General features: G+C 51.7%; 18 protein-coding genes and 3 tRNA genes. 4 read left to right on the top strand and 17 right to left on the bottom strand.

The genetic code is table 11. The features are described from left to right. Positions 1-3 precede the first annotated feature (3 nt). Positions 4-990, bottom strand: coding sequence for an ABC transporter substrate-binding protein (locus tag FYJ24_RS00990; protein WP_154542715.1), 987 nt, complete (start codon positions 988-990; stop codon positions 4-6). A 292-nt stretch (positions 991-1282) separates the two neighbouring features. On the opposite strand from FYJ24_RS00990, the gene FYJ24_RS00985 reads away from it, so the two are divergent. Both FYJ24_RS00985 and FYJ24_RS00980 read left to right on the top strand, forming a co-directional pair. Continuing rightward, entirely contained in the window at positions 1283-2365 is a 1083-nt protein-coding gene (locus FYJ24_RS00985) for a LacI family DNA-binding transcriptional regulator (protein WP_206192414.1), read from the top strand. Between the two features lie 314 nt (positions 2366-2679). After that, entirely contained in the window at positions 2680-6177 is a 3498-nt protein-coding gene (locus tag FYJ24_RS00980; RefSeq protein ID WP_154542711.1) for an alpha-L-rhamnosidase-related protein, read from the top strand. 270 nt (positions 6178-6447) lie between these two features. On the opposite strand, the gene FYJ24_RS00975 is transcribed toward FYJ24_RS00980, so the two are convergent. The 5 genes from FYJ24_RS00975 to FYJ24_RS00955 form a co-directional block, all read right to left on the bottom strand. After that, a complete protein-coding gene (locus FYJ24_RS00975; protein WP_318656412.1) occupies positions 6448-7425 on the bottom strand; it encodes a UDP-N-acetylmuramate dehydrogenase in 978 nt (325 codons plus the stop codon). A 78-nt stretch (positions 7426-7503) separates the two neighbouring features. Next, positions 7504-7674, bottom strand: coding sequence for a 50S ribosomal protein L33 (rpmG, locus tag FYJ24_RS00970; RefSeq protein ID WP_318656411.1), 171 nt, complete (start codon positions 7672-7674; stop codon positions 7504-7506). Between the two features lie 37 nt (positions 7675-7711). After that, positions 7712-7785, bottom strand: a tRNA-Met gene (locus FYJ24_RS00965). 32 nt (positions 7786-7817) lie between these two features. Beyond that, positions 7818-7890 (bottom strand) — tRNA-Thr (locus tag FYJ24_RS00960). Positions 7891-7934: 44 nt separating this feature from the next. Continuing rightward, positions 7935-8016 (bottom strand) — tRNA-Tyr (locus FYJ24_RS00955). Between the two features lie 117 nt (positions 8017-8133). Between FYJ24_RS00955 and FYJ24_RS00950 the strand changes: the two genes are divergently transcribed. Together FYJ24_RS00950 and FYJ24_RS00945 are read left to right on the top strand one after the other, a co-directional pair. Beyond that, a complete protein-coding gene (locus tag FYJ24_RS00950; RefSeq protein ID WP_154542707.1) occupies positions 8134-8628 on the top strand; it encodes a YajQ family cyclic di-GMP-binding protein in 495 nt (164 codons plus the stop codon). A gap of 79 nt (positions 8629-8707) precedes the next feature. Further along, positions 8708-9262 carry a DUF4870 domain-containing protein gene (locus FYJ24_RS00945; protein ID WP_154542705.1) on the top strand — a complete coding sequence of 185 codons (555 nt, stop codon included), beginning with the start codon at positions 8708-8710 and terminating at the stop codon, positions 9260-9262. 41 nt (positions 9263-9303) lie between these two features. On the opposite strand, the gene FYJ24_RS00940 is transcribed toward FYJ24_RS00945, so the two are convergent. The 11 genes from FYJ24_RS00940 to FYJ24_RS00890 form a co-directional block, all read right to left on the bottom strand. Continuing rightward, entirely contained in the window at positions 9304-10179 is an 876-nt protein-coding gene (locus FYJ24_RS00940; RefSeq protein WP_154542703.1) for a M48 family metalloprotease, read from the bottom strand. Between the two features lie 254 nt (positions 10180-10433). Then, positions 10434-11648: a multiple monosaccharide ABC transporter permease gene (gene mmsB, locus FYJ24_RS00935; RefSeq protein ID WP_154542701.1), complete on the bottom strand. Its 1215-nt coding sequence runs from the start codon at positions 11646-11648 to the stop codon at positions 10434-10436. Continuing rightward, positions 11645-13189 (bottom strand): sugar ABC transporter ATP-binding protein, encoded by a 1545-nt coding sequence (locus FYJ24_RS00930; protein ID WP_154542699.1) that lies wholly within the window; start codon positions 13187-13189, stop codon positions 11645-11647. Before FYJ24_RS00930 ends, mmsB begins: the two co-directional genes overlap by 4 nt. 73 nt (positions 13190-13262) lie before the next feature. Next, entirely contained in the window at positions 13263-14465 is a 1203-nt protein-coding gene (gene chvE / locus FYJ24_RS00925; RefSeq protein WP_154542697.1) for a multiple monosaccharide ABC transporter substrate-binding protein, read from the bottom strand. 208 nt (positions 14466-14673) lie between these two features. Next, on the bottom strand, positions 14674-16089 hold the full coding sequence (locus FYJ24_RS00920; protein ID WP_318656410.1) for an FAD-dependent oxidoreductase: 1416 nt from the start codon (positions 16087-16089) through the stop codon (positions 14674-14676). A 596-nt stretch (positions 16090-16685) separates the two neighbouring features. Further along, on the bottom strand, positions 16686-17735 hold the full coding sequence (locus FYJ24_RS00915) for a polyprenyl synthetase family protein (RefSeq protein ID WP_154542695.1): 1050 nt from the start codon (positions 17733-17735) through the stop codon (positions 16686-16688). Next, a complete protein-coding gene (nuoN, locus tag FYJ24_RS00910) occupies positions 17681-19237 on the bottom strand; it encodes an NADH-quinone oxidoreductase subunit NuoN (protein ID WP_154542693.1) in 1557 nt (518 codons plus the stop codon). Before nuoN ends, FYJ24_RS00915 begins: the two co-directional genes overlap by 55 nt. A 2-nt stretch (positions 19238-19239) precedes the next feature. Next, complete coding sequence (locus FYJ24_RS00905) at positions 19240-20760, bottom strand: complex I subunit 4 family protein (RefSeq protein WP_154542691.1); 1521 nt, start codon at positions 20758-20760, stop codon at positions 19240-19242. 16 nt (positions 20761-20776) lie between these two features. After that, entirely contained in the window at positions 20777-22765 is a 1989-nt protein-coding gene (nuoL, locus tag FYJ24_RS00900) for an NADH-quinone oxidoreductase subunit L (RefSeq protein ID WP_404814683.1), read from the bottom strand. Positions 22766-22770: 5 nt separating this feature from the next. Beyond that, a complete protein-coding gene (gene nuoK / locus FYJ24_RS00895) occupies positions 22771-23070 on the bottom strand; it encodes an NADH-quinone oxidoreductase subunit NuoK (RefSeq protein ID WP_154542689.1) in 300 nt (99 codons plus the stop codon). Beyond that, the gene (locus tag FYJ24_RS00890; RefSeq protein ID WP_154542919.1) at positions 23067-23978 is read right to left on the bottom strand and encodes an NADH-quinone oxidoreductase subunit J; all 912 of its coding nucleotides are present in this window, start codon (positions 23976-23978) and stop codon (positions 23067-23069) included. Before FYJ24_RS00890 ends, nuoK begins: the two co-directional genes overlap by 4 nt. Between the last annotated feature and the right edge of the window lie 9 nt (positions 23979-23987).

Below are 23987 nucleotides of genomic sequence, written 5' to 3'. Positions count from 1 at the left end.
TTTTTAATCGGCGAAGGTATAAGTTTCATCAGCAGTTTTGCCGTCCTTCGTAGGAATAGAGGTCACACCAAAGTCGACTTTACCGTCGAACTGAGCTTTACCCCAGGGACCGGCAACACCGAAAGCAGCAATACTGTCTGCGAAAGGTCCTGCCCACATATCACCGCTGAATGCTTCTGGGGACGAGTACCCATCGGCATAAAGACTTTGCCAGAATTCTAGTGTCTCTAGACCTGCCTCGTCAGTAAAAGTAACCTTACCGTCCTTTATGAACTGAGTACCGTCCGAATTGGCAAGGAAGAATGGGTAAAAATCGAAGTTGACATTCGTGTAGTCAGCGGTCGAGGGCGGATAAAGTGCGTAACCGGTTGCGCTTGTGTCTTTAATAGCTTTGGCCGCTGCAGCTAAGTCCTCATACGAGGCCAGCTTGGGGTTCTCGGCATCCAATCCAGCTTTAGACAGCACCTCTTTGTTGTAGTACAACATGAAAGGATTCGTTTTCCAGGGCATTTGGTAAAAATCTCCATCGGAGGAGCGAAAACCCTCAGCGGCATTTCCAGACCGCCCTTCGATAAATTCATTACCGTCGGGGAAAGCGGTAGAAAGATTTACCAGACCCCCTTGAGCCTGGAAAGCAGGAACGGCAGCTGGTGCCGTGTTGTAGATCAGGCATGGGGTATTGCCTGCCGAGATTGATGCTGAGATAACATCTTCAGAAGAGCTTCCTGCAGGGATAGCTTGGGCTGTCACTTGTTGGTCGGGATTGGCAGCGTTCCAGGTTTCTACAACCTTTTCTCCCCACTCAATTTCTTGTTCATTTGTCGAGTACCAGATTTCGATAGGACCACTGCTTAGGCCCTCAGCTGCGGGTTTATCTCGTTCAGACGACAATCCCGACTCACCATTTTCATTTCCACCGCACCCGGCGAGAGCCATCGCGGCTGCGCCTGATGCGAGTATGAACATCGCTATGCGGCTCTTACGCGTCATCGCGTTTCTCCTTCAATCCCAGACCGAAGTCTGTCTCCTATTAGCATGGCTCCAATAATCGAGAGCCCCGTTACAGTTGTCCGGCAACCACTGGCTATTAAACCGGTTTTGGTAATCCCTGTCAGTTTATTAGATACAACAGCAGGGCAAACTCCACCTAGGCCTCGCAGAACAATCGTTCTCGCCATCACTATTTGAATGCCGGTGAGTGTCATTTTTCCATACGGGCGTTCTCTCCAACTAAAATGATCTAAACTAAGCGTAAGTGTTGTTATTCAGCGAAAGGCTGCATGTGGGTGTCAACAAGCCGGTAAAGAAAACGAAACGAGCGACGATTGAAGACGTCGCTCGGAAGGCAGGGCTCTCTAAAACCGCGGTCTCGTTCGTTTTCAATGGTAGGTCTGGTGTAAGTGCAGAGTCTCAAAAACGTATTATGCAAGCCGCCGAAGAGCTGGGATGGCGCCCTGATGCAAGGGCCCGTGCTTTGTCACTCAGTCAAACACATGTCTTAGGACTAGTGGTCAAGAGAGATCCGTCTTTACTGAGCACTGACCCGTTTTTTGCTGGCTTTGTTTCCGGAGTGCAAATGGGGCTGGCCGAACACAACTATTCGCTTATGCTGCAAGTCGTATCCGATACGGAGGCGGAACGCCTCGCATATCAACAGCTTGTCCGCGAAGCTAAGGTAGATGGCGTATTCCTCACCGATCTAGAGACCGAAGATTTTCGCCCACGACTACTCACCACCCTTCGCATACCTATAGTGGTAGTCGGGCCTCCTTCCCATGAGACAGAGAACGTCGCTGCTGTGGAGATGAACGACGCCGCGGGAGTAAAGCGAGCAGTGCAACATCTAGCCGCTCTAGGACATAAAGTAATCGGACACGTTTCGGGCAACGACAAGTACGTTCACACACGATCACGCCGAGACGCTTGGATTGAAACTTTGGAGGAGTTAGGTCTCCCCCAAGGCCCGTACATTTCCGCAGATTTTACGGGAGAAGGTGGTGCTCGAGCCACCCACGAGCTCCTGGATCTTCCGAATGCGCCAACAGCAATTGTCTACGGAAATGATCTGATGGCCATTGCGGGAATGTTTGCTGCTGGTGATCGCGGACTGAGTGTTCCTAATGATCTATCGGTTATCGGCTTCGATGACATCCCACTTGCTCCCTATGTGACTCCTCGTCTAACGACAGTTCGGCAAAACGCTATTGAATGGGGACGTTGCGCTGCATTGACACTTATTGCCTTAGTGGAAAACCGTCCATTTCCTGAGTTTGAAATGCCTCCAGTGGAGTTCATAGTGCGCTCCAGTACAGGTCCCGCGCCCCATCTGCCTCCTGCGGTGACGGCACCCAACCACGATAGATGACTGAGGATAGCCCCAAAGCATGACATGCGATATCTAGAAGGAATCTCTAGACCGATTTGGGAGCGGTTTTCGAGAACGATAGTGCGATTCATTCCCCACAATGTCTCCATCATGAGAGCTTCTTGACGCTCATATTTCATCCATAAAATGGGCCTTCATTACTATAATCGGCCTGTAAGAGTCACCGTCTTCACTAGCAGAGCGTCGGCCGCCGATACTTGACACGGTTTTAAAACCGACTTAAAGTATGAGCGAATCAACCATACCGTTTTAGTTACGGTTACCCCCCAATAATACTCAGACAAGGACGACTGATGAAGAGATCCAAACGACGGCTCTATGCGATAATACTTGCTTCATTTTCCCTGACAGCGGCAACATTGGTAGCGCCGGTCAGCATCGCTTTAGCAGACGACAGTGAGCCCATCACCGTAGAAGAACTGGCCGATTCTAGCCCACAACAACAACGTTGGCTTTCTGAGCCAAACTCACGCATAGCACTCAACCCCAGTCACTCCCAAACTGATGACACAAGAATCAAAGCAGACAATTCACTCGATACCTTCTACTACATCAACCAAGAAAAGAAACGTGCCGACGGTGTCATTCGAAATGGGCTAACACGCAGTGAAGCACCTGTTCACGGACCATCCGTTTATGATGAGGGCGACGAAAGTCCCTTGTTAAGCGATCTCTTCACTGAGGACTCAGCTGATCTATGGGAAACGTCTCCAGGTACTGGAAATGGCGCGAAGCTGACTGTCGCTGAAGATGGTGGTCATATCGTTCTGCCAGAGGGGACCGAATGGGGTAGCGTTTCAAGGAACGTAGTTATGGATAATAGTTCCAAACCCATCCTGCTTGTTTCGGTTGCGAACACAACGGGGAAATGGGCACTAAAGGTCCGTCCAGAAGGCGGCGGCGATGTCCTGATCCAAGATGATACCTCTGCGACTGGAACTTTTGCCTATGATCTTTCACGTTACGACATCGCCAGCGGAAATGCTGCAGTAAAGCTCTTTTCAACAGCTTCAGGAGAAACCACTGTTCGAGCTCTCTCGATTCATGCACGCCCCGATTTCTCCGACAATTTCAGTGATCTGAGCGCTTGGAAGACCAACGTTTCATCGAATAACGGCGCTGTACTCGCAGCATCCCCAACCGGTTTAGGTGCGACTCTCACTAGTACTTCTGGTCGGGGGTTCGGTGCAGTTGCTCGCACTTTCACCGTCGATCTTTCGGCCAGTCCAGTATTGACGATTGCCGTCGATAATCTCAGTGCCGGATCACAATGGGCAATGAAACTCTCTGATCCTGAGACGAGCAAAGATTTTGCAACCATACAAAACGACACCCCCGAATCAGGTTTCTTCAGCTATAACTTGGCTTCCCTTACCGGGTTAACTGGTGAGCAAACATTTGACATCAAGCTCTTTTCAACAAAGACACCAGTTCCTACCTCTGCGACCTTTACTCTTCTTTCTTTCCACCACGCCAACAACTGGATTGAAACTCCGACAACTAACTTCAACAGCACATGGAACCCTCAATCATTGGACTGGACAGCAACGTTCACTGAAGCCGGGAGCTACACCACACGGGATCTCTTTGTCGATGACAATACAATTTCTCGCCTTGTAGAAGCCCAACAGCTGAAAGAAGGCTCCCCAACCCTTTACGGTGACGTGGCTAGGATTGTTAGCTGGGATGCTGACGCAAAGGTACTAGTTAACCAAAAAGACGGCTACACTCAAGCAATCGCCTTTCCGCAAACGGCGACTCTGCTTTTCTACGACGATCCCGGCAAGGCGTTGGGCGGAACCGGTGGAAGTGCGATACCGACTCCGACAACAGGCACATGGTTAGCGGTCCTTCCTTCAAATACTGATAGTGCGATTGGCTTGGGTTATGCCCCCGGGCAGTCCTCGGACCACATCACAGCGGCAGCACAAAGTGCTCAAGGTGGGGCTGACGTAAGCGTCGTTCGACAAGCACTCGAGGACCGCACAGCGGAGTGGAATGATTACCTAGCGCGCGTTCCAAGTGTGGGAAGTTTTGACCTCCGTACTGTCAGCGATGAGGGCGTCACTCCCGAGCAAACACGGCAGCTGTACTATCGCGCTTTCGTCAACATCAAGCAAACCGTTGTTCCACCACAGCCTGAAAGCGGCATCAGTCACTATCAAGTCGCCACGGGAAAGGCCGCAACATACAACGGTGGGTCTTCCCGCAACCGGGCCTCAGCAAGCTGGGACTCACTACTGGGCATTCAGTATCTTGCCTACACCGAGGAGGATATCGCCTGGGATTCGCTGATCGGCATGATGGCGGATGTCGAGGCCGATGGGGCACTTAACGGAGAATCTCTCCCCAGTCGCAAAGCCCAAACCGCGTGGATGCTCTATTCCACGACCGGCAACCAGGAAACCTTGGCTGAGATTTACCCAGCAATAAAATCTCATATGAAGTGGTCAAGTGAACACCTCGCATGGAATATCCACTCGCATTACCCCGGTGGAGGCGTTAATGCTGCTGACGAACGTGATGCAGAATTCGTTGTGTCTCTAATCGTTGATCTTGACTATGCCGCTAACATTGCTGAGGTACTGGGTAAGACTGACGATCAAGCTAACTATGTAGCTTTACAAAAAACGCTGATTAGTCAGTATAAAGAATGGTTCTTCATGCCTGATGGGCGGGCAGTGCAATACCTGTGGACCTCTCGACCTGATGCTACCTATGAGCAACGCAAAGGTATTGTCAACTATGTCAACACGGGTCTTTTGGTACCTGACCTTTCCACGGACCAGGTAGACGCTTTGATGGAGAGATTTAACGAAGAGTACGACCCTAACAGGCAGTTTGCTGGAACCGCATCGGATGCGCTGAAGGCTCCTGATGCCCAGTTTATTGCCTATGGTCTGATTGAAAGTGGTCATACTTCAGTTGCTCAAACCTATCTGGAAGCTGTTCTTAGGGATGTGGTACGAACCCATGCTTTCAGCGAGGTCTACCAGGAAGGTCCGAACGGCGCCGAACCAATTTCGCGAGGAGAAGCGCCCACTACCTTCGGAATGGCACAGGTAATCGACAATATTTGGATTCTCAACGGCTATCGTTCAGATCGGGGAACCCCGACATTCGTACATTTTCCAGATAGTAAGGGAGGCGTGCACAATCTCACTTATCTCGGTAAACCGCTCAGCATCGATCTTGCTGACGGACATGTAACACTCAGCGGGGAAGCAACCAGTCTCCCCGGAATATGTGAGTCTTTTCCTGTAGAGGAAGGGGCATCAGTCGAGTTACCAACAAGTTGTGCCCGAGTGACACTATCGTCAGACACAACTAAAGCAGGAGAAAAAGTAACCGTACGAGCAGAGAAACTTCCTTCAAGTGCTGACGGTGTTATTGAACTCCACTCGACCCCAAAGACTGTGGCAACAATCCACACCACCGACAGTGGCACTGTAGAGGAAGAAGTAACCATTCCCGCAGACACAAAAGTCGGAAACCACACGGTTATGGTCAAAGTAGGCAAGGTAAGTGGAAGTATTGCTCTGGAGATCACTGCGAAGACTAAAGATGAAGAAGAGAACGTTAACCCAGGGACTCCACCGGGAGAATCTGGAGGAACTACGATCGGCGGAGACAATAATGGTTCATGGTCTCCCTCTCAAGAGCAAAAACCCGGTGGCGTTTTAGCCCATACCGGTAGTCTAATTACACCGTTTACTATTGTCGTAGTTGTTCTCTTAGCAGTTGGTGGCATTGGTGTGGTTCTGCGCCGCATCCGGCAAAACTCTATGTAGTACCTGCCGCTAACCCCATAGCCTTGCCCTGGGGGGTCTCACGCAATTACGTGCGGGCCCCCTCCCGGAAAGGAAACTCACGCTCCCGGTTGAGAAGGTACCTCATTATCTAAGTCAACAGCCGATCTTAGTATGAGCCTACCGTGTCTGACTAAACCTACAATGCGTGAAAAGACCCCTAGGATTCACGCTGAGGGATCATCTTCCCTGCTCGCAAGAATATGCCTGGGGCGACAATCGTATGGTCCAGCAACAGCATCACACCAGAATTCAGAGCTGGCAACCGACAAAGATCGGTTCAGGTTGGAGCTCGATGGAATAGAGCTCCTTAACCCTGGAACGAATCCTACGGGCCATTTCAAGAACTTCATGTGCAGTACCCCCACCTCGATTAGTAATGGCTAACGAGTGTCGAGAAGACAGTGCTACCTGTCCGCCCATGGAAAATCCCTTGGGGAATCCTGCTTGTTCTATCAACCACGCAGCTGAAACTTTTATTCCCCCGTCAGTCTGAAAAGCTGGCGCTCCATCCGGGGCACGCGTCACTACCGGATTAGTAAAGAAGGAGCCAGCTGACCAAGTGTCATGGTCCGTCTGGTCAAGCACCATCCCCTTAGAACGGCGTAATCCAAGCACAGCGTCACGAATATCGGATATCTTCGCCTGTCCACCAACAGGTACGTCAAGTTTTTTTGCCAATTCTGCGTATCGCACAAAGCCGTAAGCGCTATGCACCAACTCAAAATCAACTGAAAGAATCACCCAGCGTCCTGTAGGCCCCCATTTTTGCGAACGTGCAGAACGTTTCAAAATGGAGTCACGATAAGCCATCTTAAGGTCGGCGCGTGAAAGACGCACCGCCTCATTGATATCTCGGTCCCATGCTCGAACAGCAACGACCGTAGCTGCCACGTCTGCGCCATACGCGCCAATATTCTGTACCGGAGCGGCCCCCACGCTTCCTGGAATGCCTGAGAGCGATTCTAAGCCGCTCAAATCGCGATCCACCGAATAGGCGACAAAGTCGTCCCAGACTACGCCCGCGTCTACTCGAAACTGGCTTCCGCCAAGTTCTGCAACTTCTCGTGAACTGTCACGAACCACAGTACCCGAAAAGCCTTCATCTGCGGCCAGAATATTTGATCCTCCCCCAAGGACCAGCAGGTCGCCCTCTATCTTTGGCAGAATGTCTTCGAGCGATCCTTCAATGAACGTGTCAACAGGCCCCCCTATCCTCAGGGTGGTCACGTCAGATAACCTCATAACAATTCAATCCCAGATAGATGAAAAGTCCCCCCACCAAGTGGAGGGACTCATCTTATTGTCTCAGCGTGTCTCGCGATGAGATGTGCTGGTACGGCACCTTGGGCAATACTTCTTTAGCTCCAAGCGATCCGGCGTATTGCGGCGGTTCTTCTTGGTGATGTAGTTACGTTCTTTGCACTCTGAGCACGCCAAAGTGATCTTGGGACGGACATCTGCCGACTTACTTGCCACAGTCTTACCTCACGTTCTTGTCATCTGATCCCACCGGTAGCGAGGGGGGGACTCGAACCCCCGACCTCACGATTATGAGTCGTGCGCTCTAACCAGCTGAGCTACCCCGCCAAGGCGATCCCAGCATCCACCGGGAGGACCAGAGCCCCGAAAGGGAATTGAACCCTTGACCTTCTCCTTACCATGGAGACGCTCTGCCGACTGAGCTATCGGGGCATGACCCAAACCTTACAGGACAAGCGTGTAAAGGTCCAAGCCAGTGGCGGATGAGGGATTTGAACCCCCGTAGCATTACGCAGCCGGTTTACAGCCGGATCCCTTTGGCCACTCGGGCAATCCGCCAAGCACACCGGGATTACCGGTGCCGAAGAAGAATATCAGAGGAAAGCCCCTCGCTTCCAATTATCTGGGCTAGACTGGGGCAGTTGCGAAAAGACTCACACTTATTTAGGAGGAGCTATGGCTGACTCTTCATTCGATATTGTCTCGCGTTTAGACCGGCAGGAAGTCGATAATGCCGTCAATCAGGCCGCTAAAGAGGTTGCGCAGCGCTATGACTTTAGAGGTGTGGAGGCATCTATAGCCCAACAAGGTGACACTCTTGTTCTAGAAGCAAATACTGCGGAACGTACTCTTGCTGTGCTTGATGTAGTGCAATCGAAGTTCGTTAGGCGTGGCGTATCCCTTAAAGCGATGGACCTCAAGGGACGTGAACCCCAGCCTTCTGGGAAGATCTACAGGTTAGTCGTCCCCCTCAAAGAAGGTCTCGCGTCGGATATTGCGAAAAAGATCACGAAACTTATCCGCGATGAAGGCCCCAAAGGGGTGAAAACCCAAATCCAAGGGGATGAGGTACGCGTATCAGGAAAATCTCGGGATGCGCTTCAAGACGTCATCTCTTTACTCAAAGGCGCGGATTTCGATGTCGCACTGCAGTTCGTCAACTATCGCTAAGCTCATTAGCCAATCTCAAAATCTAACGCCGACAGCGAATGCCCTCGGCGCAAATTCGCATCGATCAAGGAAATAAGAAATGCCCGATCAGGAATACCCTTCCCAACAGTCGTTTCCTCCACCTCCGCCAAATGGCCCCTACGGATATACCCCACCGTCACCGCAATACAGTCAAGACGGTCACACCTACCCGCCCTATTCCCCTCAACCAGCTTATGCAGCTTCAGGATACAGTCCTGCCATACCCCCCTATGAGGCCAGTGACATCAGCCTCAACCTTGTACTTTCCATTTTCTTTGGCTGGATTCCCGCGTTGGTATTCTTCCTTCGCAGGGATCAAGTTAGCCCCATCACGCGCGCAGTCTTTGTGGGCAATATGAATTTCCAACTTACCCGTTTACTAGTCAGTGTCGGCGGATACATTCTTGCATTCCTCATGGTGATTATCGGTTCAGTTACTATCGATAATGGTGGGTCTATCGCAGTGATCTTCTCGATTTTGATGTGGATAGCGCTGGGTGGAATCTCTATCGCCTATTTCGTCATTTCGATAGTGGCAGCTGTCCAAGCAAAAGATCGCGCTATGGCTGGCCAGCCCTATCAATTTCCAATAACTATTCGCTTTTTCTCCTAGAAACCGAGCCAAGGCTAGAACCAACAGTGCCGCGAGGAACCTTATGGGAAAGGTAGCCCCATATCGGCAGCCTGTTGCTCCAAGCGGGCAATGCGATCGTCCATGGGTGGGTGCGTTGAAAACAGACTAGTCATGCCGCCCCCGCGAAACGGGTTAGCGATCATCAGCGCCGAGGCATTCTCATTTTCTGGAGTGGCCTGCATCGGCGCAGCCGCTACACCGCTTTCGATCCTTCGCAAGGCTGATGCCAGACCTGCGGGGTCACCTGTGAGTAGCGCGCCGTCGGCATCAGCTGAATACTCCCTGGACCGTGAGATCCCCATTTGGATAAGTGCAGCGGCGATAGGGGCCGCAATCATAGCGACAAGTCCCACTAGTGCATTTCCGTTACGGTTACGAGCACCCGACAAATAGGCTAACTGTGCCAGTGACGAAACCATACCACCTAACGCTGCGGCTACCGATGCAGAAAGAATATCGCGGTTATACACATGCATGAGTTCATGTCCTAGAACAGCCCGCAGCTCCCTTTCTGACAGCAATCTGAGTATCCCCTCTGTGCAGCACACCGCCGCATTTGATGGATTACGACCAGTTGCGAAAGCATTGGGGGTAGCAGTTGGAGCAATCCAGATGGTTGGCATTGGCATCTGCATACGTTCGCTAAGTTCCTCAACGATCGCGTATAGGCCCGGAGCCTGCTCCTGTGAGACCTGAATAGCCCGCATTTGTCGCAGGGCGATGGTTGCAGAGTTCCAGTACGTCCAGAAAGTAGTCACCAGACCCACACCACAAAAGATTGCGATCCACCATAAGTTGCCCGTACCTGAAGCCACTAGGTATCCCAACCCTAGGACGACTGCCCACAAGACGACAAAAAGAAAGAATGTCTTGAACGTATTTCCTATCCGACCCATAATCTGATTCTATTCGGGTTGGTTATCGCAGGCAGCATACTAAGCTCAAAGCACAGTAGCGGTATTTCTCTATTTTGTTAGCTACAACAGCAACTATTGATTGGAATTCATTAACGAGGGAGCGAGGAAGCTACGCACGATCATAACGTTCCTTATGCAGTAGAGCGCGTCCCCACAACAAAGAGTGCTGTCTGTCTCCAGCCTTCGAATACTGGAGACAGACAGCACATTTGTGTGTTGGAGAAGAAAATCTTTTAGCTAGCCACACCTGACCGACGTTTGTTGAAAACATCGAATGCGACTGCAAGTAACAGGACAAGACCTTTGACAATCTGCTGTGTTGCTGTCGTGGCGCCCATTAGCTGCATGCCGTTCGACATGACAGCCATGACTAAACCACCGACCAAAGCACCAGAGATACGTCCTATCCCACCGGTGGTGGAAGCCCCGCCAACGAAACATGCAGCGATGGCATCGAGCTCGAACATGTTGCCTGCAGCCGGCTGAGCCCCATTCATACGAGCTGAGAAAAGCACCGCAGCCACGGCTGAAAGGAATCCCATGTTGACGTAAGTCCAGAACGACACACTTCGCACACTGATTCCTGACAGTGCTGCTGCCGTTTTATTTCCACCGATCGCATAAATATCACGCCCAAACACTGTCTTTTGGCTGACCAAACCGTAGATAAGGATGAGGATTGCCATGATGATCAAGACAATCGGCAACCCGCGGTCTCGAGCAATCTGATAGGCGAATGCCATGACCAGGACTGCCAGTAGTACCCACTTGAGGACAAATACCCACAGTGCCTCTACTTTTTGCCCGTACCGGATTCGATCTTGGCGCCCACGCCATTGGAAGTATCCAAAGCCAACAACCCCCACCGCAAAAATGACAAGGGTAAAAACATCTATCCCGTTTCCGCCGAGGAGTCCGTTAAGGAATCCGTTACCAATATTTTGGTAGGTCTGAGGAAATCCTGACAGGGATACATTGTTGAGCACAATGTACGTGAGTCCCCTGAATATGAGCATTCCAGCCAAAGTCACGATGAATCCGGGAATTCCCACGTATGCTACCCAAAATCCCTGCCAGACTCCTGCGATCAAACCGGTAGCTAATGCAGCAAGCAGTCCTACCCACCAAGGCATTCCTTCTTTTATAACGAGGACTGCCGAGACGGCACTTGCCAATGCTAAAAGCGCACCTACTGATAAGTCGATTTGTCCCAAAACGATGACAAAAAGCATTCCAATAGCCAAGACAAGAATATACGAGTACTGAAGTACGATATTCGTCAGATTCTCAGGACTAAGGAAAACTGGTTTGAGAACTGCAAATACGACAACAATCAGCGCAAACGCTAAGAATATTCCCGACTGCCGGAGATTTCCCCCCAACGGCAATCCTCTCAACGGTTTCTTTACAGATGCAGGGCGCTTCCCCTGCACTTCGGCGCTGCTCATTCTGTCTCCCTTGCCGGTTCAATAGTCATGCGTTTCATGAGGTTTTCTTGTGTTGCTTCATCAATTGAAAGTTCGCCGGTTATTCGTCCGTAGGCCAGCGTGTAGATCCGGTCACAAATACCCAAGAGCTCTTCGAGCTCCGACGATATGACAATGACAGCTTTCCCTTCAGAAACCATACGGTTGATAAGCGTGTAGATCTCATACTTGGCGCCCACGTCAATGCCGCGCGTCGGCTCATCTAGAATCAGCACGTCAGCATCGGTGTAGAGCCATTTGGAGAGAACTACCTTTTGTTGGTTTCCTCCTGATAACGAGCCCGAAAGTTGCATGACCGAGCTGGCGCGAATGTTCATTGAATCTCGGTACCGCTCGGCTACAGCCAGTTCTTCGTTATCATTGACGAATCCAGCCGGGCTGTGTTTATCGATTCCCGCTATTCCGATGTTGTGCCGAATGTCATCAATGAGGTTGAGACCATAGACTTTTCGGTCCTCAGTCGCATAGGCAATCCGATTCTTAATCGCATCCTTAACCGAAGGAATAGATATCTCCTTGCCTTCCTTATAGATCTTCCCCGATATGTCGCGCCCATAGGAACGTCCGAAAATACTCATCGCCATTTCCGTGCGTCCTGCCCCCATCAAACCCGCTATGCCAACAACTTCTCCATGCCGAACATTGAAACTGGCATCTTTGACTACGACGCGTCCAGGTTGCGTTGGATGATATACAGTCCAGTCCTCGACTCGAAGCATTTCATCACCAATATTGGAATCGCGTTGAGGATACCGTTGACTCAACTCTCTGCCAACCATCAAGTTGATAATGGTGTCCTGATTGACATTGGGATCATGCATATCAACTGTTTTTACAGACCGTCCGTCACGTAGGACCGTAGTACGGTCGGCAACTGACTCAATTTCATTGAGCTTATGAGAAATAATGACGATAGAGACCCCAGAGTCTCGCAGTTGACGGACAAGATTAAGCAGCGACTCAGAGTCATTGTCATTCAGCGCTGCTGTTGGTTCGTCCAAGATCAGCAGACTTACTTCTTTGGCAAGAACTTTCCCGATCTCCACCATCTGCTGTTTACCCACACCCAGTTGCCCGACGGGAGTGGTGACAGGCTCTGTGAGACCAACGCGAGCAAGCATCTTCTCCGCGCTGTTATTGAGCTCATTCCAACGAATACTTCCAAATCGCCCCGGCTTCTTCGTACCCAGATACAGGTTTTCGGCTATCGACAAATAAGGCACCAATGCAAGCTCTTGATGGATAATCCCTATTCCTGCAGCCTCGGAGTCCTTGACAGAACTGAAATGAGCGGGTTTACCGTTAAGAATGATGGTTCCCGAGTACGTCCCATAGGGATATACGCCCGAGAGCACCTTCATCAGAGTCGACTTACCAGCTCCATTTTCACCACATAGTGCGTGAATTTCACCTCTACGGACACTAAAATTGACATCTTTGAGAACCTCAACACCGGAAAAGCTCTTGCAGATATCCTGCATTTCTAAGATATAGTCGGTCATTTCTTCACCAATTCCGATTGTATGTCTGGGGTATCCACCACCCTGGTCGGTTTGAACACCCCAGACTGGACGGTTAAGCGCCCTTCTCAACCTGTTCGGCAGTGAAGTAGCCCGATTCGATCAGTTCCGATTCGATATTGTCCTTATAGATGGTGCTTACCTCTAAGAGATACGAAGGAACTACTTTCTTTCCATTGTCATAGTCCTCTGTGTTATTTGCCTCTGGAGTCTTATCCGCGGCCATTGCCAGCACCGAAAGTACCGCTTGGTTCGCAAGAAGTCGCGTGTCTTTGAAAATTGTTGACCACTGTATACCGTCATTGATGAGCTTCACTGATGCAATCTCTGCATCCTGGCCCGTCACAACTGGTAGACCATCAGTAAGCGTAGGACCGTATCCGGCGTTGGTGAGGGCCGTGATAATACCGCGAGAAATGCCGTCAAATGGAGAGAGAACACCCTTGAGGTCTTTACCGCCTGCATAAGTTGACGTAATGAGGTCTTCCATTCGCTTTTGAGCGCCTTCTTGAGACCACCTCAAAATGGCTACTTGATCAAATTCAGTTTGACCTGACTTGATGACAAGCGTTCCATCGTCAAGATATGGCTTAAGTGTATCCATCGCACCATCGAAGAAGAATTTTGCGTTGTTGTCATCAGGAGAACCCGCGAATATCTCGATGTCAATTGGGCCCTTCGGTGCATCGGCAACCGGTTCACCTTTGATGTCAGTAAGACCTAGACCGTAAAGCAACGAGGTAGCCTGCGCAACGCCGACTTTATAGTTGTCGAAGGATACATAGAAGTCAACATTTTCATTGTCACGGATTAGCCGGTCATATGAGATTACCGGAATGCCTTTGGCTGCGGCTGCGTCCAACTGGCTCGATAGTGCAGTGCCATCGATAGACGCGATGACAAGGACATCGACGCCGTTGGTGATCATTTGGTCGATTTGCTGAGTTTGTGTCGGAATATCGTCGTTCGCAAATTGCAGGTCGACGGTGTGTCCTTCAGCTTCAAGTCCTTCCTTAACCGCGTTTCCATCGGCTATCCATCGCTCAGAAGTCTGTGTGGGCATCGAAACGCCGACGTACAGTTCTTTCCCCGTGTCAGAAGTCGCATCGCCACTGGTTGCTGCACCTGATGTCGCAGTGTCATTCGCACCTCCGCCTGCGCCTGATCCGCCACACGCCGTGAGCGCCATTGCGCCAGCCGCCAATACCCCCGCGAATCCTATAGCCTTACGTTTTACCGCAGAAAAACGTTTCTGCATTTGACCCTCCTATGTAAAAAAACTGGAGTTGGTGCCGCGAACTATCTAGCCCGTACTCCACCTTGAGTGCCCCAGGCACGCAGTAATGTTATCGCTCACTTTCAGCAGAGGCAACCGATAACACCTCTTTTTGAGGAGCCGTTACCTTTCTGCAACAAAGAAAGTGTGGGTGCGCAACGATGCGACACCCACACCTTTTGACACGTTATTATCCACGCGGGCCGGAATAGTCATCGAACCTCTCAACGGCGCTGGGGACCCCGAGCTCACCCGGTACACCGATGAGGTCTTCTCCGGGCTCTTCCCCACGCGAAATCTTGGTCATTGCATCCCTAGATACAACTTTAATTCGCTCGCGGACGCCGCCCTCTGGCAGGGGATAGTCCCCGCCAAGCTTCTGCTCGTATGCGTCGAGCAACTCCCAGCCTTGCCATGTTGTAAAGGGAACTGCACGCTCTTCAAGAAGCTCAACAATGTCAGAATCAACCGAGTGAGAAAACTGGGATGCGTCAGCAATAAGGTTAGCAATGGTCTCTTGGGCGTCAGACTTCGTGGACCCGATGAGTCCCACAGGGCCACGCTTGATCCATCCTGTGGCATACAATCCCGGCTGAACCCTTCCTCCGTCGTTAGGAACTACTCCTCGCTTCTCATCAAAGGGAACGCCTTCGATCGGAGAAGAATAATACCCAACAGCCCGATATACAGCCTGTACTGGCCACTGTCGGATTACGCCGGTGCCCCGCACCGACCCGTCTCCAACCAATTCAGTGCGTTCTGTCTTCAAAGCGGTAACAGAGCCGTTTTCTCCCACGATCTCAGTTGGCGCCTCGAACATGTGGATGTGAATACGTCGGGGGGCATTGTGCTCACTGGGATCTGCAGACGCATATTGCGTGAGCGCCTTGACCACCTGCTGCTGTTGCTTTGAGGCTCTCAATGCTTCTTGAGATCCCTCATCGAAATCGAAATCATCTTCGTAGACAATGACATCAACTCCGGGGACCTTGCCCAATTCTCGGAGTTCAAGTGGCGTAAATTTCACTTGGGCAGGACCCCGACGTCCGAATACATGGACATCAGTTACCGGATTCTTCGCCAAGGATTCCGCAACATTTTCGGGAATTTCGGTTGTAATAATGTCTTCTGGATGCTTCGACAACACTCTGGCCACATCAAGAGCAACATTGCCGACACCGATGACTGCTACTTCCCGCGCTTCAAGAGGCCAATGGCGAGGATAGTCAGGATGTCCGTCATACCAGGACACGAAGTCGGCAGCGCCATAAGCCATATCAGCTCCCGGTATGGGGAGCGGAGCATCTCTGTCTGCGCCCGTCGCAATGATTACAGCGTCGTAACGCTCCTGCAGTTCTTCAACAGAAACGTCCCGTCCCACCTCAACATTACCTAAGAGGCGGATGTCGCCACGTTGCAGGATCTTGTAGAGGGCTGAGATAATTTGTTTAATGCGCGGATGGTCAGGTGCTACACCGTAGCGAACCAAACCATAGGGAGCTGGCAGACGTTCGAAGAGATCGATTTCTACGTCTTCCCCCGATTTAGCCAATATATCTGAGGCATAAATGCCGGCTGGTCCGGCTCCAACTACCGCTATCTTCACAATTCATCACTCTTTACCCTGGACATTACCTTCGACATCCTACCTTCCACCTAGCTAAAAGGCACTCGGCAGGGATGCCATCCACCGTTCTCGAAGCCAGTTTGCTGCAATGTGATAAAGAACACACACAACCCAAGCGAGCACCTCGATCCATAATCGATTGACTGTCAACCTAGCTGGTTAACGTCTTTTCTTACCGCACGTAAAGCAAGCGGTCAGTGCATCCTTGGGGTAACATAACGGTAACCGTTTCCGAACATTGTTTTACAAAGGCGCTTCAAAAGCACTATCGTGTCTTTTGTGGTCCTTCGGGTGGGCCACTGGGGAGACTTCGGAGGGGATTTCGATGCCAAATGGGGGCAGCTCATCACTGCGCTCGTGCCGCGCGATGAAGCTACGAAGCATCCACGTACCATTACCCCCAAGCTTGGGCCGGAGCCGGCATCGCCGGGTTGCTGCCAGTCAACAGCGTGCTCGTGCCCACCTGCGCTACCGACCCTAACATGCGGTAGCAAGCTGGAGTCCCGCGTCACTCCCCCAAGGCGCGGGACTTCGCTCATTTAAACTACAGAATCGCTCGCGAAAAATGCTATCGGCTATGCGTTCCGATTGACCATCAGATGCGCAAATGCCACCAATGCTTCTTTCACCGGGCTCTCTGGCAATGGATCAAGGGCCCTCACTGCCTCATCTGACCAGTGCTGTGCAAGGCCCCGAGTTTCTTCAACTACTGAATGTTCTCTCAGCTCAGACACAACCGCGTCAAGTGCTGCATCAGACGTCAAATCAGAATGTAACCGCGCCAGGAGTGCGGCTCCTTCAGAGTCCAGGGTTCCGGCGCGTTCCTGCCGCTCTAGAAGCAACACTGGAAGCGTACGGACACCCTCTCGCAAATCTGTTCCAGGAGTCTTTCCCGTAGCTTCAGCCGAAGGCCCCAAGTCAATGACATCATCAGCGATCTGGAACGCAACACCGATTTTCTCTCCAAAATCCTGTACGACCCGCGCCGTCCGCTCATCACTTCCAGCATGGATGGCACCGAAGTAGGCAGCTTCTGCGACCAAAGCACCAGTTTTATCGGCTAGCACCTGGATGTAGAAATCGACCGGATCGTCACCGTCCTCAGGACCGAAAGATTCATTGAGCTGTCCAACACACATCCGCTCAAAGGCTTTCGCATGGTGTCGAGCTGAGTCCGGACCCAAATCAGCAACGAGGCTGGAGGCCTCAGCGAAGAGGACGTCCCCTGCCAAAATCGCACGGTTATTACCCCACAAATGTTGAGCAGATGGTGCACCTCGCCTCGTCGGAGCCGAATCCATAACATCATCGTGATACAGCGACGCCAAATGACTCAGTTCAACTACCGTCGCAGCCTTCACCACAGCCTCAGCGTCAGGGGAAGGTCCCAGCCCCGCACATACTGATGTCAGTACAGGACGGAGCCTTTTCCCTCCGGCAGCGATCAAATGTCCCGTTAGTTGATCAATTACACCCCGATGTCCAGATGAGCAGACATGGAGAAGATTCTCTACCTTCTCGAGATCAGTTTCTACACGGTCCTGGACTTGCGGGACGGAAAGATCAATTATCACGGTATCAAGATTACGACCTGATTGAAAATTTCGAGAATCGGAGCCGGCCATATCCCCAAAAGAACAGTGAGGATAGCAGCCAATCCAATTGCCACTGACGTGTATCCTTCAGATTGCACGACCGCAACACCGGGCTCGGGTTTCTGGAAGAAAATCCTTGCAACCACCGCAAAATAGAAAGCTGCAGTGGCTACCGAAGCACCCAGTGCTATCGCAACAAGCCAACCAAGGCCTCCTGCGATCCCATCAGCAAATACGACAAACTTACCCACAAAACCCGAAGTAAGAGGAATACCCGCAAATGAGAGCAAGAAGATCAACATGGATGCTGCAAGGAAAGGTGACCGGTGCACGAGGCCCCTGTACGCGGCAAAGCCTGTAGCTTCGCCCGCAACAGTGCCCGCATTATCACTGCGTCTTACAAGCGTAATTACCCCAAATGCCCCAATAGTGGCGACACCGTAAGCAAGAAGGTAGAAAGCCACATTGCCTGCAGAGCCATTGACCAAAGAGAGCACACCGATCATGAGGAACCCTGCATGGGCAATTGACGAATACGCCAGCAGACGTTTAACGTCCTTTTGGACGAGGCCGACGACAGTACCCAAAATGATTGTGAAGGCGGCCAATAGCGCGAAGAGCAGGCCCAAATCCCATTCGAGCCTTCCTGCAATCACCTGGTAGAAACGCAGCATTGCTCCAAATGCGGCAATCTTTACGCCAGCAGCCATAAAGCCCGTCACTGGAGTCGGTGCACCAGTGTACACATCCGGCGCCCACGCGTGGAACGGCACGACGGCGACCTTGAAAAGCAAGCCAACCATCACGAGGAACACACCAGCAGTTAAAAGCCAAGTCATTGACGAATCACCAGCGATGGCCCCCGCTATTTCCTCTAGCTGAAGGCTGCCTCCGGAAAATCCGTAAAGAAGGGCTGACCCCATGAGGAAGAAACCCGAAGCGAACGCTCCCAACAGGAAATACTTCATCCCGGCTTCCTGGCTGGCAAGTCTGCCTCTACGAGCCGTCGCCGCAAGGATGTACAACGGCAGCGACATAACTTCTAATGCCACGAACATGGTCAGCAAAGAGTTGCTGGCAGGGAACATCATCATGCCGCCCAATGCGAAGAGCAAAAGCGGGAAGTACTCTGAGCGTTGGTATCTCTTGGCAAGGGAAAGAGCTTCTTCACCGGCACCCGGTCTGTCTGCAGGTTGTGCGGCAAATGCACCATCCATCATTTCGGAGCGGTCACCGAATACCAGGAGAGCCATAAAAGAGACACCTAAAAGAATTGTCTGTAGCGACAAAGTCAAAGTGTCTGCAACATATTCGCCCGTAAAAACTTCGCCGCCAGAAAACTCAAACCACTGCATGACCGCAATGACAAATGCGACCAAGACAACCAGGCCCGACCAGTAGAAGTTAGTGGTTCTTCTTGCCCGTACTGGAACAAAGGCTTCGACGAGGACGCCGATAACGGCTCCACCAAAGACTACTATGACCGGTAGGAGTATCCACCAGTTAACTGAAGGAGCTACAAAACTCTCCATGCTCAGTTTCCTCCCTCATTTGTCGAGGCGCTTATGTCTGAGAGCGCAGATGGCGTCGCTTCGGTAACACCTTGTAACGCTCCCACCAGTGGAGCGGACCAGATACCTAATATCAGCATGCCTGCTATCAAAGGAGTGACCACCGTCTTTTGTGAGATTGTGAGGTCTGGAACATCAATATCTGGTTTTGGTCCGGTAAATATCCGCTGGTAAGGAAGAAGTATGTACATGGCCGCCAAAACAACGCCAAGTACAGCGAAGAGGGCGACTGGAATTGAAGCTTTCCAAGTTCCCATCAAAACTAGGTATTCAGGTACGAAACCGGAAAGACCTGGCAATGCAATTGACGCCAAGCCAGCAACAAGCCAAGTTCCGGCCAAAACCGGAGTAACCCGTTGCCAACCGCCATAACCAGCGATTTCCTGGGTATCACCTCGCTCAATCAAGAATCCAGAAATGAGGAAGAGCCCTGCGATCGATAGCCCATGCGCGACCATATAGAACATCGCGCCGGTCATCGCAATATCAGTACCGATGAAGATACCGAGCACCATAAAACCGAAGTGGGACACAGATGTGAAGGAAACGAGACGCAGCAAGTCTTTCTGGCCGTTCGCGGCGAATCCGCCCCAAAGGATTGAAACTACTGCAAGAATCACGATGGTCCAACGTGCCTGGGAGGCTGCCCCTGGAACGAAGTTCAGGCACAAAATGATCATTCCGAAGGTACCAATTTTGTCCAGTATCCCAACTAGGAGGACTGATGTGCCCGGACGTGCTTCAGCAGCCGCGTCAGGAAGCCATGTATGGACTGGCACCATCGGGGCCTTTATTGCGAAAGCAATAAAGAAGGTGATGAATACGGCCATTTGGATTCCCGTTGACGCACCAGGAAGAACTTGGGACAGGGTGTCGTAGCGGAACAGATTCTCAGTACCAGCAAAGTTACCCAGGATGGTAACAAGACCGCCCAGCATGACCAAGCCGCCTAGAAGCGAGTAGATCAGCAGTTTCATACCAGCTTCGCGAGAACGTGAGCCTAGACCATAGCCTGCGATCATGAAGTAAAGAGGTATCAGCATTGCCTCAAACGCAATATAGAACAACACGACATCGTAGGCGCTGAAAATGAGAACGATGAAGGCGTACAGCAAAAGGATCCATGCCGCGTATCCGCCTTCGCGACGCGCATCGCCCTGTGGCGTAGCGATCAGGACGAGCGGAACCAACACGGCTGCCAAAAGGATCATCACTAATCCCAAAGCATTAACGCCAAGAGCCCAGGAGATTCCGAGCCCAGGGATCCACTCCCACGCTTGGACAAATTGGAAGCTACCAGCTGCTGCCCAATCGAAATTGAAAGCCACCACGATAGCAAGAACTAGCTCAACCACAGCGACGATCACGGCAACTGTACGGCCATGTGCGCGCAGTGCAGGAAAAACCGCCAATAGTAAAGCAGTTAACGCTGGGATTGCCACCATGATGGTGAGCCACGGAATATCAGTCCACATAGGTACCATTTACTTCCTCCCGCCCTTAGAGCCTGATGCCTAGGGCGATTGCCAGGACGATGACGACTCCGCCCAATATGTAGCCCGCGTAGGCGCGCGCGTAACCAGACTCGGTGCGTGACAGGATACTTCCGACCTTACGCATGAGCCACGAAACACCATTCACAGCTCCGTCGATCCCCTTACTGTCGACGGCTGTGACACCCTTCATCACATCAATGCTGGGAGTCATGAATACTGCCTCATTGAACTTGTCTTGGTAGAAGTCAGCCCGTGCAGCCTGGGTAAGAGCATTTCCAGCCGGTTGATAAACGGGAACTTCGTCACGCGCATATTTGAACCACGCAAGAATAGCTGCAGCCACAACAAGGGCAATGGTCAGAATTTGAATGACGATTACGGGTATCACTGGCGTTGCGTGGTGAGTCTCTCCCACCGACGGAGCAAGCCAGGTGATGAAGATATCCCCGAATGAAAGTATGCCACCCAAAGCCACTGCGAATACCGCGAGGATAATCAGCGGGACCGTCATTATTGGCTTCGATTCATGCGGCTGAGCGGGCTCACCATTGGCAGTGGCCCACCGTGCCTTGCCATTGAATGTCATGAAGAACAGCCTTGACATGTAGAAGGCGGTAAGCCCAGCAGCAAACATCGCGATCAAACCATAGACCCAACCGAGCCACGGCGCGTCCATTCCCGCAAAATTGCCCACTGCGAAAGCGGCTTCAATAATTCTGTCTTTAGACCAATATCCAGAGAAGGGCGCAACACCCAAAATGGCCAACCATCCGGCCATAAAGGTGATCCATGTAATTCCCATGACTTTGCGAAGAGCTCCATAGCGGCGCATATTTGTCTGCTCTCCTAGGGCGTGCATGACCGATCCGGCACCCAGGAACATGAGAGATTTGAAGAAACCGTGGGTGAGGAGGTGGAAAATCGCAAAAGCCCATCCGATTGGTCCTAGCCCCGCACCGAGCATCATGTATCCGACTTGCGACATGGTCGAGGCTGCAAGTGCCTTTTTAATGTCATCTTTAGCGCAACCGATGATTGCCCCCATCAGCAGGGTTATCAGTCCTACCACGGCTACCGCTGTCATTGCGACGGGAGCGGCGAGGAACACCATTCCAGATCGAACGACTAGATACACACCGGCGGTCACCATTGTTGCCGCGTGGATGAGCGCAGAAACCGGTGTTGGGCCTGCCATAGCGTCACCAAGCCATGCCTGCAACGGGTACTGGGCTGATTTACCGCAAGCAGCCAAGAGGAGGAACAAGCCGATTACTGTTGCCGTGGTGCTTCCGGCCGAGGCAATGCCTTCATTTACCGCAGTGAAATCAACTGAATTGAACGAGGCCACCATCGCCATCATGGCAGCCAGTAAACCCATGTCTCCGACACGGTTCATGATGAAAGCCTTCTTGGCCGCTGTCGCATTCTCAGGAATCTGGTTCCAGAACCCAATGAGTAAATAGGAACAGAGACCTACGCCTTCCCATCCCAGGAAGAGCGTGGCATAGGAATTACCCAAGACCAAGATCAACATGGAAGCAATGAAGAGCGCGAGATACGCAAAGAAACGTCGCCTTGCCGGGTCGTGTTCCATGTAGCCAACGGAGTAGACCAAGATAAGTGAGCCGACGAAGGTCACCAGCATCACGAATGTCATGGAAAGTGGATCGACCAGCATTCCGAAGTTGACACGGAATTCGCCAGCCGGAATCCATTCAAAAAGATTAATGTTCATCCGTCTCTCGCCAGCTGGCAATGCCAGCATTTGAATGAGGATGACCGCACCTAAAATGAAACTGAACCACGAGGCTGCTACTGCCAGCCAGTGCCCCCACCTATCAGTGCGTTTACCAAGAATAAGCAGGATACCCGCAACAACTGCGGGAACGACAAACATCAGCCAGGCGATATTGGCTGCCCCCTGTGGAGATGCCACGTCTGCGTATTGCACCGCACTCTCAGAAGCAGCGGGAAGAAAACTTATCACTGTCACTCCTCTCAGTGCTTCAGCGTGACGATGTCGTCAACATCGGTATTTGCGCGAGATTTGAAGATTGCCACGATGAGCGCTAACCCAATCACGACCTCGGCCGCAGCAACGACCATCACAAAGAAAGCCATAACTTGTCCGCTCATCGTTCCGTGAATCCGAGAAAACGCGATAAAGACAAGATTTGCCGAATTCAACATCATTTCTACTCCCATGAGCTGAATGATGGTTGACTTGCGCACCACAACGGTGACGCCTCCAATAGCAAAGAGTATGAATGCCAAGACGATGTACCACATCAGGCTCATTGGTCGCCTCCTTGGTTCTTGACAACCTGTTTGAGACCTTGGGGGGCTTTGTCGCCGGGCATCCCCCAAGCTCTTGACTGAGGAACAATTGTCTTCTCAGCCCACAGCGTGTCTTGGTCACGACCAGCCTTTGCCAATTGCAAGGACTTGGTCACTTCTGGTTCTAGCGCACCCATCGGTTTGCCTAGCCCACGTACTCGCAATACACGAGGAATCGACTCTTCGACGATTGTGCCGGTGTCACCCGATATTGCGGGATTGTCAACCGCGTTGGACGTCGCGTATACACCAGGGGCAGGTATCTGTCCCGGGTGAGCGCCTTTGGTTGCGTACTCTTTCATGCGAGCTTCAGCAGCAGCACGCTGAGTGAACTTTGGACGCAAACGATCTGAGTTCGTCATCAAGACTGCGCCAACAGCCGAAGTCACCAATAGCATTGCTGCCAGTTCAATGGTGAGCCAATGGTTGGCGAATAGCTCTGTTGCCAATCCGGTAACAGGCCCATTGGAATAAGGATCAACGTCGATTGTTCCAGGACCAGTGACTGTCGAATGGAGGACAATTGCGATACCTAGTCCAGCCAATGCGATGCCAAGTATGACAGCGGTGATGATGTAGCCGGGGCGTTGTTCTTCGAAGCCATCACGCGCTGAAAGACCGATCATCATGATGACGAAGAGGAATAGCATCATGATCGCGCCGGTGTAGACAACGACCTGAACAACCCCATTGAATGGGGCCTGCAATGCAAAATACAACACCGCGACACCAAGCATTACCACTACCATGCATAGCGCTGCGTACGCCGCCCTTTTGAGGAACAGAACACCCAAAGCAGCGACCACCATGATGGTGGCAACGCACCAGAAGAGGAGTGCCTCTCCGATGCCGCTCATCTGTGGCCACATAGCGGCCTC

Origin of the sequence: Scrofimicrobium canadense (assembly GCF_009696615.1) — a bacterium.
Classification (GTDB): domain Bacteria; phylum Actinomycetota; class Actinomycetes; order Actinomycetales; family Actinomycetaceae; genus Scrofimicrobium; species Scrofimicrobium canadense.
Note: the sequence above shows the minus strand (reverse complement) of the source record. Positions and strands in the feature narration are given on the sequence as shown.

Excerpts from the sequence above, each read along its gene's own strand:
- FYJ24_RS00990 (WP_154542715.1), bottom strand. The coding sequence starts at position 990 with ATGACGCGTAAGAGCCGCATAGCGATGTTCATACTCGCATCAGGCGCA.
- FYJ24_RS00980 (WP_154542711.1), top strand. The coding sequence starts at position 2,680 with ATGAAGAGATCCAAACGACGGCTCTATGCGATAATACTTGCTTCATTT.
- FYJ24_RS00950 (WP_154542707.1), top strand. The coding sequence starts at position 8,134 with ATGGCTGACTCTTCATTCGATATTGTCTCGCGTTTAGACCGGCAGGAA.
- FYJ24_RS00945 (WP_154542705.1), top strand. The coding sequence starts at position 8,708 with ATGCCCGATCAGGAATACCCTTCCCAACAGTCGTTTCCTCCACCTCCG.
- FYJ24_RS00940 (WP_154542703.1), bottom strand. The coding sequence starts at position 10,179 with ATGGGTCGGATAGGAAATACGTTCAAGACATTCTTTCTTTTTGTCGTC.
- mmsB (WP_154542701.1), bottom strand. The coding sequence starts at position 11,648 with ATGAGCAGCGCCGAAGTGCAGGGGAAGCGCCCTGCATCTGTAAAGAAA.
- FYJ24_RS00930 (WP_154542699.1), bottom strand. The coding sequence starts at position 13,189 with ATGACCGACTATATCTTAGAAATGCAGGATATCTGCAAGAGCTTTTCC.
- chvE (WP_154542697.1), bottom strand. The coding sequence starts at position 14,465 with ATGCAGAAACGTTTTTCTGCGGTAAAACGTAAGGCTATAGGATTCGCG.
- FYJ24_RS00915 (WP_154542695.1), bottom strand. The coding sequence starts at position 17,735 with ATGGCCGGCTCCGATTCTCGAAATTTTCAATCAGGTCGTAATCTTGAT.
- nuoN (WP_154542693.1), bottom strand. The coding sequence starts at position 19,237 with ATGGAGAGTTTTGTAGCTCCTTCAGTTAACTGGTGGATACTCCTACCG.
- FYJ24_RS00905 (WP_154542691.1), bottom strand. The coding sequence starts at position 20,760 with ATGGTACCTATGTGGACTGATATTCCGTGGCTCACCATCATGGTGGCA.
- nuoK (WP_154542689.1), bottom strand. The coding sequence starts at position 23,070 with ATGAGCCTGATGTGGTACATCGTCTTGGCATTCATACTCTTTGCTATT.
- FYJ24_RS00890 (WP_154542919.1), bottom strand. The coding sequence starts at position 23,978 with ATGTGGCCACAGATGAGCGGCATCGGAGAGGCACTCCTCTTCTGGTGC.